We start from the raw sequence: 13,959 nt of genomic DNA on the forward strand, positions 1-13,959 counted from the left end.
GCCTCCGCCCGGGTCAAAACCGCGATACCGCCTGCGAGTTCTGTTTGTCTTCGCTTGCGGGTCTGGTAGAACTGCCCGGAACGCTAAAACTATGTCCGGTCTTGGTTAAGGACCTCTGAACAAGGCATCGCAAGTCGCATGACGACGAAGAAAAAACCGAAGGTCTACATCACGCGGAAGCTGCCGGATGCGGTCGAGACGCGAATGCGCGAGCTGTTCGAGGCAGAGCTGAATATTGACGATACCCCGCGCACCACAGCGGAACTCGTGGCCGCCGTGCAATATGCAGACGTCCTCGTTCCAACCGTGACGGATCGCATCGATGCGGCCTTGATCGAACAGGCGGGTCCGCAGATGAAGCTGATCACCAGCTTTTCGAACGGGGTCGATCATATCGACGTCGCCGCAGCCGCCCGCCGGGGGATTACCGTCACCAATACGCCGAATGTCCTGACAGAAGACACGGCGGACATGACCATGGCCTTGATTCTGGCGCTGCCGCGCCGGCTCGCCGAAGGTGCGCGCATCTTGACCGACAAGCCTGGTGAATGGGCGGGCTGGTCGCCAACCTGGATGCTCGGCCGACGTCTGTTCGGCAAGCGCATCGGTATTGTCGGCATGGGCCGCATCGGCACTGCCGTTGCCCGACGCGCCAAGGCGTTCGGCCTCTCGATCCATTATCACAATCGCAAGCGCGTCAGCCCGGCGACCGAGGACGAACTTGAGGCGACCTATTGGGATAGCCTCGACCAGATGCTCGCCCGCGTCGATTTCGTCTCGGTCAACTGCCCTTCGACACCGGCAACCTACCATCTCGTCTCGGCGCGGCGCCTGGCCCTGCTGCAGCCGACGAGCTACGTCATCAACACCGCCCGCGGCGATATCATCGACGAGGCGGCGCTGATCAAGATCCTGCGCGAGGGCAAGATCGCCGGCGCCGGTCTCGATGTGTTCGAGAACGAGCCTGCGGTCAATCCGAAGCTCATCAAGCTTGCAAACGAAGGCAAGGTTGTGCTGCTGCCGCATATGAGCTCGGCCACCATCGAGGGCCGTATCGAGATGGGCGACAAGGTCATCATCAACATCCGCGCCTTCATGGACGGTCATCGCCCGCCGAACCGGGTGCTACCGGATCGGTAGTATTGCCCATTGCAACGGTACAGTGTCACATGACGCCTTTTGGCGCGGGATGTTCTATTCGAGGCGCTTGCTCATTTCGATTGACGTCGTGCGTTCGAACCCCGCATGAGAATTTTCCGCGGTCTTCCTGAAACCCCATGAGGTGAAAACGGCATGGTTGCCGACAAGTTCGATCCTCGTTTCGAGCCTGAGTGCCGGCAGCGATTTTTTCCGCGCCATCTTTTCCGCAAGGCCCAGCAATTGCTTGCCAAGACCCTTGCCTTGTGCCGCCGGCAAGACAGAAAGTTTGCCGATATAGAGACAATCGACCTCCGGCCGGCAAAAGATGCAGCCGATCAATGCGTGGCCCTCAAGCGCGACGTAGCCGATCTCCGTCTGCGCTTTGCGTTTCAGCAATTGCGGCGTCAATGCCAGCGCCGAAGACGGTGGATCGATGATCCCGTTCATGTAGGAAAAAGAGTCCAGGATGAGCCCGAGCAAAGCGTCCCATCGTTCGAAATATTGATCGATGCGGATGATTGTCGTGCCCGTCATTCGCCCTTTGTCCGCCTGCGCCTGTAATGCACGGTGTCGAAGCGAGCCGACAACGCGTCGTAGAGTATCAGGCGTCCGACCAGCGGTTCGCCGACGCCAGTCACAAGCTTGATGGCTTCCATCGCCATCAGGGTTCCGATCACCCCTGTGAGCGCTCCGATGATGCCCGCCTCGGCGCAGGAGGGGATCAAGCCCGCCGGCGGCGGCGCCGGAAAGAGATCGCGGTAGGAGGGGTTGAGAACGCCGTCCGGGCCCGCCTCATAGGGTTTCAGCACCGTCAGCGAACCGTCAAACCTGCCGACCGCCCCCGTCACCAGCGGCTTGCGCGCTGCTTCGGCTGCATCAGCGGCGGCATAGCGGGTGTCGAAGTTGTCGGACCCGTCGACCACAAGATCGAACCGGCCAAGTTGCGCAGCCGCGGTTTCCGACGAAAAGCGTTCGTCGAAACGCAGGGTGCGGATGTGCGGATTCAATCGCGCGATCGCATCGGCAGCACTCTGTGTCTTCATTTCGCCGACCGAGCCTGTGTCATGGATCACCTGCCGCTGCAGGTTGGATAGCGAGACGCGATCGTCGTCGGCGATCCCGAGCGTGCCGACGCCCGCCGCGGCCAGATATTGCAGCACGGGGGCGCCAAGGCCTCCGGCTCCGATCACCAGGATACGAGCCGCCTTGAGCTTCTGCTGCCCGGCGCCGCCGATTTCGGGCAGCAGGATATGGCGCTGGTAGCGGCTGATCTCGTCTGGGGTCAAAGGGTCCATGCCGGCTATGCTAAAGCATCGCTGAGGAAAGTGGGAACCGGATTTTCCAAAAAAATACGGCATAAACTAAAGACCTGATGCATCACATGCGATCCAGATGTCATTCCGATACGCCGCCATCGGCCACGGTCAGGAACTGTGCCCGGTCGCCCAATGCCGAGAACATGGTCTGATCCGTGCCGGTCATGAAGGCCTGACCGCCAAGTCCGTCAACGAGATCGAAGAGTGCTGCGCGGCGACCTTCGTCGAGATGTGCTGCAATTTCGTCGAGCAGCAGCACCGGCGCGTGGCCGGTGAGATTGCCGACGAGCCTTGCATGGGCAAGCACCAGACCGACCAGCAGCGCCTTCTGCTCGCCGGTGGAGCAACGCTCCGCCTCGATCTCCTTTTGAACATGCCGCACCTGAAGATCGGCGCGATGCGGACCGTCCAGCGTACGGCCGGCACCGGCATCCCGGTAGCGCCCCTCTTTCAGCATCTCGGCATATTGATCTTCAAGGTCCACGGCCACGCGCTGGAATTGTCCATCCAGGAAGCCCGAGAGCTTCAGCGAGGCCGAGGGAAAGGGCGTTTCCCCACCGCTCTCCTCGATCAGGCGCGATAAAAGTCCGAGCATTTCCTGGCGGGCAAGCGCCATCGCGATGCCAAGGCTCGCCATCTGTTCCTCGATGCCGGAAAGCCATGACGGATCAAACCGAGCCTCGGACAGAAGCCTGTTGCGGCTGCGCATCGCGCGCTCGAAATCGGTGGCGCGACGTCCATGCGCAGGATCGAGCGACAGTACCAGCCGATCGAGAAACCGACGGCGGTCGGAGGAGCCACCGGTAAAGAGCCCGTCCATCGCAGGCGTGAGCCAGAGCACGCGCAGATGATCGGTAAGTTCGTCAGCCGTTTTCGCTGTTGTCCCGTTGATGCGAAGGCGGCGCGTCGCGGTCTCGTCCGTGGTGTCGACGCCGGTTCCGATCTCCACCTCGCCTTCCATGCCGTCGATCCGCGTGAAGATCGAGAAGCCATTTGCAGCGCCGACCCGCGTGACATCGGCATAGGGTACACGCCGCAGGCCCCGCCCCGGCGAAAGAAACGACACCGCTTCCATCAGGTTCGTCTTGCCAGCTCCATTGTCGCCGGTCAGCACGACATGCCGATCGGACAGATCGAGCGCCGCCGCCGCATAATTGCGGAAGTCGGTGAGCTTGAGGAAGGACAGGGAGACCTTGCGCGGCATGACAATCCAGTTTCGAACGAAGGCTGAGAGCTATGCCGATCGGCCTGCTATGGCAAGCCTGCCGGCGATCGTTTGCATGCAAGCGCGCCCCCTTCTGCGTCGGTGAGAAGGCGCCCGAAGGGCGGATGAGGGGCTTGCGGCATCCGACAGGCAACGACCCTTCCCGCCCGCAGCCCCTCATCGCCTCGCTCTGCCCGGCACTTCTCCTCGTGGGGGTGAAAGGGGCAGCGTGGTTGCGGCTAACGGGCAATCCCTAAAGGACGAGGTGCCTGCCCAAATCAAATCGACAGATTCAGCGTCTGCTCACGCTCGATATAGGCGCGCTGCTTGTCGGTGATGTAGTCACGGACGATCGGGGCGGCGTCGCGTGAGCGCGACAGCTGCATGTGGAAGACGAGCTGGCTGCCGGTGCGGAACATCATCTCGGCACTGATCAGGTAGAATTCCCACATCCGGGCGAAGCGCTCGTCGTAAAGGGCGATTACCGCGCCGCGATTTTTCTCAAACCGGTCGGCCCAGTGTTGCAGCGTCGTCGCATAGTGGACGCGTAAGAACTCGAGATCCGTAACCCACAGGCTATTGCGCTCGACCACTTCGAAGACTTCCGAAAGGGCCGGCGAATAGGCCCCAGGAAAGATGTATTTTCTAAGCCAGGGGCTTGCCATGCCGGGCGGGCTCATATGGCCGATGGAATGCAGCACGGCCAGCCCGTCATCGGGCATCAGGGAGTTCAGCTTGGCGAAGAACTCGTCGTAGTGATGCACGCCGACATGTTCGAACATGCCGACCGAGACGATTCGGTCGAAGGGGCCGGTGACATCGCGATAATCGCGCAGCTCGAACTTCACGCGCTCGGAAAGCCCGGCTTTTTGCGCGCGCTCCGAGGCAAGAGCCTGTTGCTCCTTGGAGAGCGTCACACCGAGGACTTCGACGTTTTCAAGCGCCGCGAGATAAAGGGCGAGATCGCCCCATCCGCAACCGATATCGAGAACCTTCATGCCGGACTCGAGCCCGAGCTTGCTTGCCAGCAGCCGGAGCTTGTTGCGCTGCGCCTGTTCCAGCGTTTCTCCCGGCTTACGGAAGTAGGCGCAGGAGTAGAGCATGTTGTCATCGAGGAAGAGCTTGTAGAAATCATTGCCGAGGTCGTAGTGATGCGCGACGTTCTGCTGCGCCTGGCCCTTGCGGTTCGACTGCTGGCTCTTGCGAAAGCGCATCTTGATAGCGCGCAATACTTTTTGGATCGGATAGGAGCCGAGCGACAGGCGGTTTACCGAAAACAGCGTCAGGAAGTCGCGAAGGGTCGAGCCCTCCTCGAAGCGCATCGTTCCGTCCATATAGGCTTCGCCTGCGGCAAGCTCGGCGTTGAAGACAAGCGTCCGGTATAGCTTCTTGTCCGTCAGCCGCATCGTCACTTCCGGACCCGACGTGCCGGAAAATTCATGCCGCTTTCCATCGGCATCGATAACCGTAAGGCGGCCCTTGCGTATGAAGGATTTCATCATATGAGAAAGCGGAAACATGCAGCATCTTTCGTAGTGGAAGGGCATCCGGACACAATCGCCCTATCCTATCATCGGCTTATCGCAAAACGCGAGACATATCGATTATCCCCGGTAAACGTCGCAAGATAGAAACAACCCCGTCAATGTATGCCGGTTTGGCTGCCGGATGGCACCGCCCGCCTGGCGAATGGAATGCAGACAAGTGCCAGGATCGTCAATACGGCGATCATAGCCCAGGCCTCGTTGATCGATTGCGCCAGCGCCGCCTTCTCGACGAGGGGCTGCAGCATCGCCGTCGTATCGGCATCAAGGGGACCTGCCGGGCGTGCGACAAACAGATCCAGCGGAATGCCCACGAACTTTGCAGTTTCGATGTCACCGGCCGACAATTTATCGACGATCTGATGGATGAGGGCAGGCGAGCGGCCATAGATGACGGTGTCGATCAGGGCGATGCCTATGGCGCCGCCAAGATTGCGCATAAGGTTGAACAGGCCGCTGGCGTCCGGCACGCGCGCGTCTGCAAGGTTGCCGAGAGCGAGCCGCGTCGGCGGCAGCAGGCAGAACATGATCGCCAGCCCGCGGATCACCTGCGGCCAGACCATCTCTGCAAAATCTGTATCCGGGGTCTGAAATACACTGAGCCCAAGGCCTAGAGCAAAGACAGCAAAGCCGGCGGCGGAGAGAAGCTTCGCGTTGACGCGCTGCTCAAGGGCAACCGCAACGGGCGCCGTCAACAACTGGGCAAGGCCGGTGACCAGCATGATGGTGCCGATCTCGAGTGCGTTGTGCTCGCGGACAAAGGCCAGGAACACCGGCATCAGATAGACCGAGCCGAAAAGGCCGATCCCGAGCGTAAAGCTCAGGATGCAGCCGATGGTGAAGTTGCGATCGGCAAAATTGGCAAGATCGACAACCGGGCTGTCTCTGTGAAGCGTCCTGCTGACAAAGCCGGCGGCGCTGACGATAGAGAGGAAGAGCAGGCCCAACACCAGTCCCGAGGCCCAGCCGCGTTGCGGCGCTTCCTTGAGGGCGATCTCGAGTGCGGCAAGCGCGATTGTCATTGCGCCGAGCGCCAGGAGGTCGAGCTTGCGACCTTCGCTCAATTGCATCGCCGCGCGCGGCAGTTGGCCCCAGGCGAATATTGCGGAGGCGATCCCCGGTATGACATTGATGAGAAACAGCCAGTGCCAGGAATAGGTTGCAGTGATCCAGCCGCCGACGATAGGCCCGACCGTCGGCGCGAGAACCGCAAGGACGCCAGCAAGCGTGGTGGCAACACCCTGCCGCTTCACGGGGAAGAGGATAAACACCGCCGAGAAGACTGCGGGGATGAGCGTGCCGCCGGAAAACCCCTGGAGAACCCGCCAGGAGATCAACTCCGCAAATCCATTGCTAGCCGCGCAGCCGACCGACGCCAGCGTGAAGACCAAAATCGCGATGACGAACAGACGCCGCATGCCAAGCAACCGCGTCAGCAAGCCAGTGAGCGGAATGGCGACGATCTCGGCGATCAGATAGGCGGTCTGTATCCAGCTCATCTGATCCGGCGGAATGACGAGCGCGCCCTGGATAGTCGGCAGCGATGTCGCCACGACCTGGACGTCGAGAATTGCCATGAACATGCCGACGCACATGGCGATGAAGCCGGCCCAGGTGCCTGCGTTGAGCGGCTTGTGCTGGAATTCGTCAGGCATAGCAAAGGCTCCTCGCAAGACCGCGCGGGTCAGCCTACCACTAGGTTCCCGCCGAGCGCGCGCATAAAAAAGCCGGAGACGTTTGGGTCTCCGGCTTTGTGATCCCGATATCGGGACGATCAATCGCTCAGCGTATCGAAGAAATCCTTCATGCGGGCAAAGAAGCCGGTCGATTCCGGATTGTTGTCCTTGGAGGAAATTTGCTCGAATTCCTGCAGCAACTCGCGCTGCCGCTTCGTCAGCTTCTGCGGCGTCTCGATCTGGATCTGGATGTAGAGATCGCCGACCTGGGCCGAACGAAGCACGGGCATGCCCTTGGCCTTGAGGCGGAATTGCTTGCCGACCTGCGTTCCCTCGGGAACGCTGACGCGCGACTTGGTGCCGTCGAGGGTTGCAACATCGAAAGTACCGCCAAGCGCTGCCGTCGTCATCGAGATCGGCACGGTGCAATAAAGATCGGCCCCGTCGCGCTGGAAGAACTCATGCGGCTTCACCGAGAGGAAGATATAGAGATCGCCTGCCGGTCCGCCGCGCGTGCCAGCTTCGCCTTCGCCCTGGAGGCGAATGCGCGTACCGTCCTCGATCCCAGCCGGAATGTTGACCGAAAGCGAGCGCTCCTCGGTGACGCGGCCCTGGCCGTGGCACTTGGTGCAGGGGTCGGGAATGATCTGGCCGCGGCCGTGACAGGTCGGGCAGGTCCGCTCGATCGAGAAGAAACCCTGGGCCGCCCGCACGCGGCCGGAGCCCTGGCAGGTGCCGCAGGCTTTAGGCTGTGTGCCGGGCTTTGCGCCCGATCCGGAACAGACGTCACAGGTGATCGAGGTCGGAACGCGGATCTGCGCCGTCTTACCGGCAAAGGATTCCTCAAGGGAAATTTCCATGTTGTAGCGAAGGTCGGCACCGCGTTCCCGGCCACCGGTCGAGCGCGCACGGCCTCGGCCGCCACCCATCATCTCGCCGAAAATGTCTTCGAAAATGTCAGAGAAACCACCGGCGCCGCCGCCGCCAAAACCGCCGCCTCCCATGCCGCCATGCTCGAATGCAGCGTGGCCGTACCGATCATAGGCTGCCCGCTTCTGCGGGTCCTTGAGCGTTTCGTAAGCTTCGTTGATCTCTTTGAACTTGCGCTCGGCATCGTGGTCATCAGGATTCTTGTCCGGATGAAATTTCATCGCAAGCTTGCGAAAGGCGACCTTAAGGTCCTTTTCATCCGCCGTTCGGCCGACACCCAGCGTTTCGTAATAGTCTGCTTTTGCCATGCAGGAATAGACCCCGGAAATGGATTTCCGGCTGCCTGAGGCAGCCGGATCTAAGTTTCCGCAAAACCGTTTCGCGGTTCGCGCTTATGCAGACCGCTTGCGGCCGTCTTCGTCCTTGATCTCCTCGTAGTCGGCATCGACAACGTGATCGTCATGGCCTTCAGCAGAACCACCGGCCGGCGCACCTTCAGCCTGCTGGGCTTCATAGATCGCCTGACCAAGCTTCATGGACACTTCCATGAGGGTCTGCGTCTTTGTCTTGATGTCTTCGGCATCCGGATCGGAGGCTTCGGTTGCAGTCTTAAGGGCAGCAATCGCATCGGAAATCGCGGTGCGGTCGGCCTCGGAGACCTTGTCGCCGTAGTCCTTCAGCGACTTTTCGCTGGAGTGAATCAGGCTTTCGGCCTGGTTCTTGGCTTCCACACCTTCGCGGCGCTTCTTGTCGGCTTCGGCATTCGCCTCGGCGTCCTTGACCATCTTCTCGATGTCAGCATCGGAGAGACCGCCCGAGGCCTGGATGCGGATCTGCTGTTCCTTGCCGGTGCCCTTGTCCTTGGCCGAAACCTGGACGATGCCGTTGGCGTCGATATCGAAGGTCACTTCGATCTGCGGAACACCGCGCGGCGACGGCGGCAATCCGACGAGGTCGAACTGGCCAAGCAGCTTGTTGTCCTGTGCCATTTCGCGTTCGCCCTGGGAAACGCGGATCGTCACGGCCTGCTGATTGTCGTCGGCAGTCGAGAAGGTCTGCGACTTCTTCGTCGGGATCGTCGTGTTGCGTTCGATCAGGCGCGTAAACACGCCACCAAGCGTTTCGATGCCGAGAGACAGCGGGGTCACGTCGAGCAGCAGCACGTCCTTGACGTCGCCCTGCAGAACGCCAGCCTGGATGGCTGCACCCAAGGCAACGACTTCGTCCGGGTTCACGCCCTTATGCGGTTCCTTGCCGAACAGCTGCTTGACGACTTCCTGTACCTTCGGCATGCGGCTCATGCCGCCGACAAGCACGACTTCGTCGATCTCGGCTGCGGTGACGCCGGCATCCTTGAGGGCTGCCTTGCACGGTGCAATCGTGCGCTGGACGAGATCATCGACGAGGCTTTCGAGCTTCGAGCGGGTCAGCTTCAGCGTCAGGTGCTTCGGACCGGTTGCATCGGCAGTGATGAAGGGCAGGTTGATTTCGGTCTGCTGAGCTGAGGACAGCTCGATCTTGGCCTTTTCGGCAGCTTCCTTGAGGCGCTGCAGGGCAAGCTTGTCGCCTTTGAGATCGATGCCGTTGTCCTTCTTGAATTCTGCGACCAGATATTCGACGAGGCGCATGTCGAAGTCTTCACCGCCGAGGAAGGTATCGCCGTTGGTCGACTTCACTTCAAAGACGCCGTCGCCAATTTCGAGGATGGAGATATCGAAGGTACCGCCGCCAAGGTCGTAGACGGCAATGGTCTTGCCTTCCTTCTTGTCGAGGCCGTAGGCAAGGGCTGCAGCAGTCGGCTCGTTGATGATACGCAGGACTTCAAGACCGGCAATGCGGCCGGCATCCTTGGTTGCTTGGCGCTGTGCGTCATTGAAATAGGCTGGAACGGTGATGACGGCTTTTTCGACCTTTTCACCGAGATAGGCTTCCGCGGTTTCCTTCATCTTCTGAAGGATCATTGCGGAGATCTGTGCAGGGGAATAGCTCTTGCCGTTGGCTTCGACCCAGGCGTCGCCATTGTCGCCCTTGACGATATTGAAGGGAACGAGATGCTTGTCCTTCTCGACGGTCGGATCTTCGTAGCGACGGCCGATCAGGCGCTTGACGGCGAAAAGTGTATTCGTGGGGTTGGTGACCGCCTGGCGCTTTGCCGGCTGGCCGACGAGACGTTCGCCATCGTCGGTAAATGCCACCATGGATGGTGTGGTGCGTGCGCCTTCTGCATTCTCGATGACCTTTGCATCCTTGCCGTCCATGACGGCGACGCAGGAATTCGTCGTTCCAAGGTCGATACCAATTACTTTTGCCATGTCATTTTCTCCTTGAAGCAAGCTGTCGAAACCCCGGTCAGGCATTCCATTGACAGCCCCTTACGGGATGGTCTTGAGGATTGCGCAGTCATGACTGCGGTGATGTCGGGTATATAAGTAGCGATTTTACGGACTGCAAGGCAGTAAATGACCCGGAATCCAGCAAAACGAGTGCTTTGTCCCCTAAATTTCAGTTCGCCGGAAAGTTGCCTCAGGCGCGCCGAAAAAACGGATTCGTGCATCAGACCAGCCTTGAGCTGGCCATGCAAGAGCCAATGCGAAAAAGGGCCTCGCAAAGTCCGCTATCGTCCCATGATCAGATCGAGGAGTGTCGTCCTCCGCGGCCGGGTGGAGGGGGCCTGTTCGCCGATATCGGCCGGCGGCACCATCCCGCGTGTTGCGTAAGGGTTGTTGTCGTCTTCAGGGGTCGGAGGAGGCATGTCCACGGGTTCATCGGCAGAGGCAGCCTGGCCCGCGGCCGCCGGCGCGCGAACCTGCGCCTGTGGCTGTGCCGTCGAGGTCGCCGGACCGCCGTTCCCACCAAGCACACCGGAAATGATACTGCTGATCGTCGTCTGGCCGCCGGGCATGGCGCCCGATTGTGCGACCGGCATGCCGTTGTCGATGATCCTGCCGTCGCCGAACAGAGGCGTGGGCGTCAGGCCTTTGTGGGCCGCTACCATGAACTCCTTCCAGGCCTTGGCCGGGAGGCCGCCGCCCGTCACCTTCTTCATCGACTTGCCGTCGTCATTGCCGAACCAGACGCCGGTGGTGAGATTGCTCGTGAAGCCGATAAAGAGGGCGTCTCGGAAAGACTGCGTCGTCCCCGACTTACCGGCCGTCTGCCAGCCCGGGATGCGCGCTGCCTTGCCCGTGCCGATGGTCATGACGCCTTCCATCATCGCGTTCATGTTGGTGACGACGGTTTCGCTGAGCACACGCGGCGGGTCGCTGAAGTTCGCCTGATAGAGCACCTTGCCTGCCGCGGTCGTGACTTTGGTTATGACATGTGGTGTCGCTTTGTAGCCGCCATTCATGAATGCCGCGTAGGATGACGTCAGCTCGAGTAGGGATACTTCCGAGGTACCGAGCGCGATCGAGGCATTGTCCTGGAGATCCGATTCGATGCCGAGCCGGTGTGCGAGCTTGATCACCTGCGGCGGCCCGACCTCCATCACCAGCTGGGCGGCAATGGTATTTAGCGAATGAGCAAGCGCGGTCGCCAGCGTCACCACGCCGTTATATTTCTGCTCGTAATTTTCAGGCGTCCAATTGCCGATCTTGACCGGCGCGTCGTTGCGTACCGAGGTCGGTGTCAGGCCCATCTCCATCGCGGCGGCATAGACGAAGGGCTTGAAGGCCGAGCCTGGCTGCCGCTTTGCCGTTACCGCGCGGTTGAATTGGCTCTCGGCATAATCCCTGCCGCCTACCAGCGCGCGGATTGCCCCGTTGCCATCGACTGAAACCAGCGACGCCTGTGACGCCGCAAGTTTCTTTCCATCGTGATCGAGCACGTCAGCCAGCGCCTCTTCGGCCTTCTTTTCCAACGTAAGGTCGACCGTGGTCTCGACGACAAGGTCTTCCTTGACGTTCCCGATCAGGCCCGGCAGCTGGTCCATCACCATATCGGCAACGTAATTCTGCGCTCCGTTCCAGTAGCTCTTGGCTCTCGTCGGCGGCTGCGACATCGCCGTCTTGATATCGGCGTCGCTGATATATCCCTGGTCGCGCATTGCCTGCAGCACGATCTCGGCGCGCGCCTGCGCGGCTGCAGGGTCTCGGACCGGCGACAGTTTTGACGGCGCCTTGACAAGCCCCGCCAGCATCGCCGCCTCGCCGAGGTTCACATCGCGGGCCGATTTGTTGAAATAGCGCCGCGAGGCCGCCTCGACACCGAAGGCATTCGAGCCGAAGAACACGCGGTTGAGGTACATCGCAAGGATCTGGTCCTTGGTGTACTTGTGCTCCAGCCAAAGGGCGAGCAACACTTCCTGCACTTTCCGCTCGAGCGTCCGGTCGGGTGACAGGAACAGGTTTTTCGCCAGCTGTTGCGTCAGCGTCGAGCCGCCCTGAACTGTGTGGCCTGTAGCAAGGTTGGTGACCAGCGCGCGCGCAAGGCCGATCGGGTCGACACCGAAATGCGAATAGAACCGACGATCCTCGATCGCGACGATCGCCTCGGGAATGAATGGCGACATATCCTGCAGCGCCAGAGCCTCGCCGCCCGTCGCGCCGCGATTGGCCAGAGCCGAGCCGTCCATCGCATTGATCTTAACGTTTGGCGGCCTTGCCGGAATTTCCCAGGTGCTGGCGCTTGGCATGCGCGATCCGTAGTAGAGCACCAGACCGCCGACCCCGAGGCCGGCCCAGATCGACAATACCAGGCACCAGTAGATCAAGGAGCGAAGCGCGCCTAAAAACCCGCGTCCTTCCCGTCTCGGCGCTCTGCCGCGTCCTTTGGAATTTCGGGTTTTGGCGGGCTTGGCGCCGACTGTGCGTGCGCCAGTCCGTCCGCCGATCCGATCGCCGGAATCGACCGTCACTTCGTCATCGTCGCGCCCGTCCCTGCCCGCGAAAGAAGGTTCTATCCTCTGGCCTGATCTATTCTTGCCTGCCATTGCGGACCGGTCGTACCCTCGATGGTTCCAGCGGAACAAGGTGCCCGGCATGCTGATCCGGGCTTTGAAAAGTCCGGCAGCGTTTTGCAAGCCACGACGACCCCACCGTCCGCCTGAACTGTAAATGCGGCGATTTAAGGGGTGGTTAAAGACGCTCCATTAAAAAGCCGTGGAGCGTCAATCCCTTGCGCGCAATGCGTTGCCGCCCGTGACCGCCATCGTTACCGGTCCGTTCTCGCACCTTGATTCGGGCGTCGGCGGTCTTGGTGCGATCAAAAGCCCGCTGTTCACACTGCAGCGGGCTTTTCTTTCCCCTGGAAAGTGCGCTCCGCCTCTCTAGATTCGGCTTCGGATCTGTTTTTAAAGCGGTTGGCCGCGGGGAAAAACGATGCAAGAAACTAAGTTTGGGCGTTTCGATGTAAAGCAGGAGATCGACGATTCGTGGACGGTGTTTGATATCTTCACCGGCATGCCAGTGATCTTCGCTGGTAGGGCCATGCGGGGGCTAGAAAAAGAAATATCTCAGAAGCTGGTTGTCATGTTGAACGCCAGAGATATGGTTCGTCGCAAGCGCCATGGATATTGACGACAACGACCGCCAGCATCGGCGTTAACGGCAAGATGCTCGGGTCGGTGGATCATGCCGTGCAATTTGCGTTACCTCGGCCGTATCGATCGGATGTGAAGGTGGTCGGAGGCCGACGGCAGTTGCTTACTCGGATCCAGCAGAGCTTAACTGGGAGTTAACACGTCGATTTCGACTTAACCACGTCGATAAGGCAACGGTTAACCTCCCTCATCTCAAATGCGGCTCCGATCGTCAAAAACGGGATACCAACATGACGTATGGTATAATCTTTGTTTCAGCTCTAGCGGCAATGATCGTGGCTATTGCAGTGGTTGAAAAACACCCTCCCGGCCAGGCGGCAGCAACGGGTGGATGGTCCCAAGATACCACCGACAGCGGCAATGCCGTCGTTGAGCACGCTGCGCCGTGAGCTATGGTACTAGGTCCTGTTGACAAAGTGTGGCAGCCAAATCCTTGCTGCGGCTAAAGCTAGGAAGGCTTCGAAGGATTTTCGGGTCTTGTCGTAACGTGTAGCAATGCGTTGGAATTGTTTAAGTCTATTGAACATCCGCTCGATACGATTGCGATCCTTGTAGGCTTTGGCTCAGATCTTCGAGTGCATTACAATCGCCTTGGGAAGCCCTCTGCCGA

At 60.2% G+C, this 13,959-nt stretch carries 11 protein-coding genes and 1 pseudogene; 3 read left to right on the plus strand and 9 right to left on the minus strand.

The window, feature by feature from the left end; translation table 11 throughout:
• The first annotated feature begins 138 nt into the window (after window positions 1–138).
• On the plus strand, window positions 139–1,140 hold the full coding sequence (locus AB4Z52_RS24820; protein WP_442220565.1) for a 2-hydroxyacid dehydrogenase: 1,002 nt from the start codon (window positions 139–141) through the stop codon (window positions 1,138–1,140).
• 54 nt (window positions 1,141–1,194) lie between these two features.
• Here AB4Z52_RS24820 and AB4Z52_RS24825 read toward each other — a convergent pair whose 3' ends face one another.
• The 8 genes from AB4Z52_RS24825 to AB4Z52_RS24860 all read right to left on the minus strand — a co-directional run bounded on the left by AB4Z52_RS24825 (window position 1,195) and on the right by AB4Z52_RS24860 (window position 12,740).
• Window positions 1,195–1,674, minus strand: coding sequence for a GNAT family N-acetyltransferase (locus AB4Z52_RS24825; protein WP_442220566.1), 480 nt, complete (start codon window positions 1,672–1,674; stop codon window positions 1,195–1,197).
• Window positions 1,671–2,435, minus strand: coding sequence for a molybdopterin-synthase adenylyltransferase MoeB (locus AB4Z52_RS24830; RefSeq protein ID WP_442220567.1), 765 nt, complete (start codon window positions 2,433–2,435; stop codon window positions 1,671–1,673). The genes AB4Z52_RS24825 and AB4Z52_RS24830 overlap by 4 nt, the downstream gene beginning before the upstream one ends.
• A gap of 100 nt (window positions 2,436–2,535) precedes the next feature.
• On the minus strand, window positions 2,536–3,660 hold the full coding sequence (gene recF, locus AB4Z52_RS24835) for a DNA replication/repair protein RecF (protein WP_442220568.1): 1,125 nt from the start codon (window positions 3,658–3,660) through the stop codon (window positions 2,536–2,538).
• A 278-nt stretch (window positions 3,661–3,938) separates the two neighbouring features.
• Window positions 3,939–5,180, minus strand: a complete 1,242-nt coding sequence (locus tag AB4Z52_RS24840) for a class I SAM-dependent methyltransferase (RefSeq protein ID WP_442220569.1) — start codon at window positions 5,178–5,180, stop codon at window positions 3,939–3,941.
• 122 nt (window positions 5,181–5,302) lie between these two features.
• Window positions 5,303–6,859: a DHA2 family efflux MFS transporter permease subunit gene (locus AB4Z52_RS24845; RefSeq protein ID WP_442220570.1), complete on the minus strand. Its 1,557-nt coding sequence runs from the start codon at window positions 6,857–6,859 to the stop codon at window positions 5,303–5,305.
• Window positions 6,860–6,978: 119 nt separating this feature from the next.
• Window positions 6,979–8,118 carry a molecular chaperone DnaJ gene (gene dnaJ / locus AB4Z52_RS24850; RefSeq protein ID WP_442220571.1) on the minus strand — a complete coding sequence of 380 codons (1,140 nt, stop codon included), beginning with the start codon at window positions 8,116–8,118 and terminating at the stop codon, window positions 6,979–6,981.
• An 84-nt stretch (window positions 8,119–8,202) separates the two neighbouring features.
• The gene (dnaK, locus tag AB4Z52_RS24855; protein ID WP_442220572.1) at window positions 8,203–10,122 is read right to left on the minus strand and encodes a molecular chaperone DnaK; all 1,920 of its coding nucleotides are present in this window, start codon (window positions 10,120–10,122) and stop codon (window positions 8,203–8,205) included.
• A 302-nt stretch (window positions 10,123–10,424) separates the two neighbouring features.
• On the minus strand, window positions 10,425–12,740 hold the full coding sequence (locus AB4Z52_RS24860; protein WP_442220573.1) for a transglycosylase domain-containing protein: 2,316 nt from the start codon (window positions 12,738–12,740) through the stop codon (window positions 10,425–10,427).
• A 388-nt stretch (window positions 12,741–13,128) separates the two neighbouring features.
• On the opposite strand from AB4Z52_RS24860, the gene AB4Z52_RS24865 reads away from it, so the two are divergent.
• Entirely contained in the window at window positions 13,129–13,326 is a 198-nt protein-coding gene (locus AB4Z52_RS24865) for a hypothetical protein (protein WP_442220574.1), read from the plus strand.
• 253 nt (window positions 13,327–13,579) lie between these two features.
• Entirely contained in the window at window positions 13,580–13,738 is a 159-nt protein-coding gene (locus AB4Z52_RS24870; protein ID WP_442220575.1) for a hypothetical protein, read from the plus strand.
• Window positions 13,739–13,747: 9 nt separating this feature from the next.
• Here AB4Z52_RS24870 and AB4Z52_RS24875 read toward each other — a convergent pair.
• Window positions 13,748–13,912, minus strand: a pseudogene (locus AB4Z52_RS24875) (transposase); the annotation flags it as partial.
• Window positions 13,913–13,959: the final 47 nt, after the last annotated feature.

It is taken from the genome of Rhizobium sp. 2YAF20, from assembly GCF_052114685.1.
Taxonomy (GTDB): Bacteria; Pseudomonadota; Alphaproteobacteria; order Rhizobiales; family Rhizobiaceae; genus Rhizobium.

Bases quoted from the DNA above. Each gene is read 5' to 3' on its own strand.
- AB4Z52_RS24820 (WP_442220565.1), top strand. From the start codon at position 139: ATGACGACGAAGAAAAAACCGAAGGTCTACATCACGCGGAAGCTGCCG.
- AB4Z52_RS24825 (WP_442220566.1), bottom strand. From the start codon at position 1,674: ATGACGGGCACGACAATCATCCGCATCGATCAATATTTCGAACGATGG.
- AB4Z52_RS24830 (WP_442220567.1), bottom strand. From the start codon at position 2,435: ATGGACCCTTTGACCCCAGACGAGATCAGCCGCTACCAGCGCCATATC.
- recF (WP_442220568.1), bottom strand. From the start codon at position 3,660: ATGCCGCGCAAGGTCTCCCTGTCCTTCCTCAAGCTCACCGACTTCCGC.
- AB4Z52_RS24840 (WP_442220569.1), bottom strand. From the start codon at position 5,180: ATGTTTCCGCTTTCTCATATGATGAAATCCTTCATACGCAAGGGCCGC.
- AB4Z52_RS24845 (WP_442220570.1), bottom strand. From the start codon at position 6,859: ATGCCTGACGAATTCCAGCACAAGCCGCTCAACGCAGGCACCTGGGCC.
- dnaJ (WP_442220571.1), bottom strand. From the start codon at position 8,118: ATGGCAAAAGCAGACTATTACGAAACGCTGGGTGTCGGCCGAACGGCG.
- dnaK (WP_442220572.1), bottom strand. From the start codon at position 10,122: ATGGCAAAAGTAATTGGTATCGACCTTGGAACGACGAATTCCTGCGTC.
- AB4Z52_RS24860 (WP_442220573.1), bottom strand. From the start codon at position 12,740: ATGGCAGGCAAGAATAGATCAGGCCAGAGGATAGAACCTTCTTTCGCG.
- AB4Z52_RS24865 (WP_442220574.1), top strand. From the start codon at position 13,129: ATGCAAGAAACTAAGTTTGGGCGTTTCGATGTAAAGCAGGAGATCGAC.
- AB4Z52_RS24870 (WP_442220575.1), top strand. From the start codon at position 13,580: ATGACGTATGGTATAATCTTTGTTTCAGCTCTAGCGGCAATGATCGTG.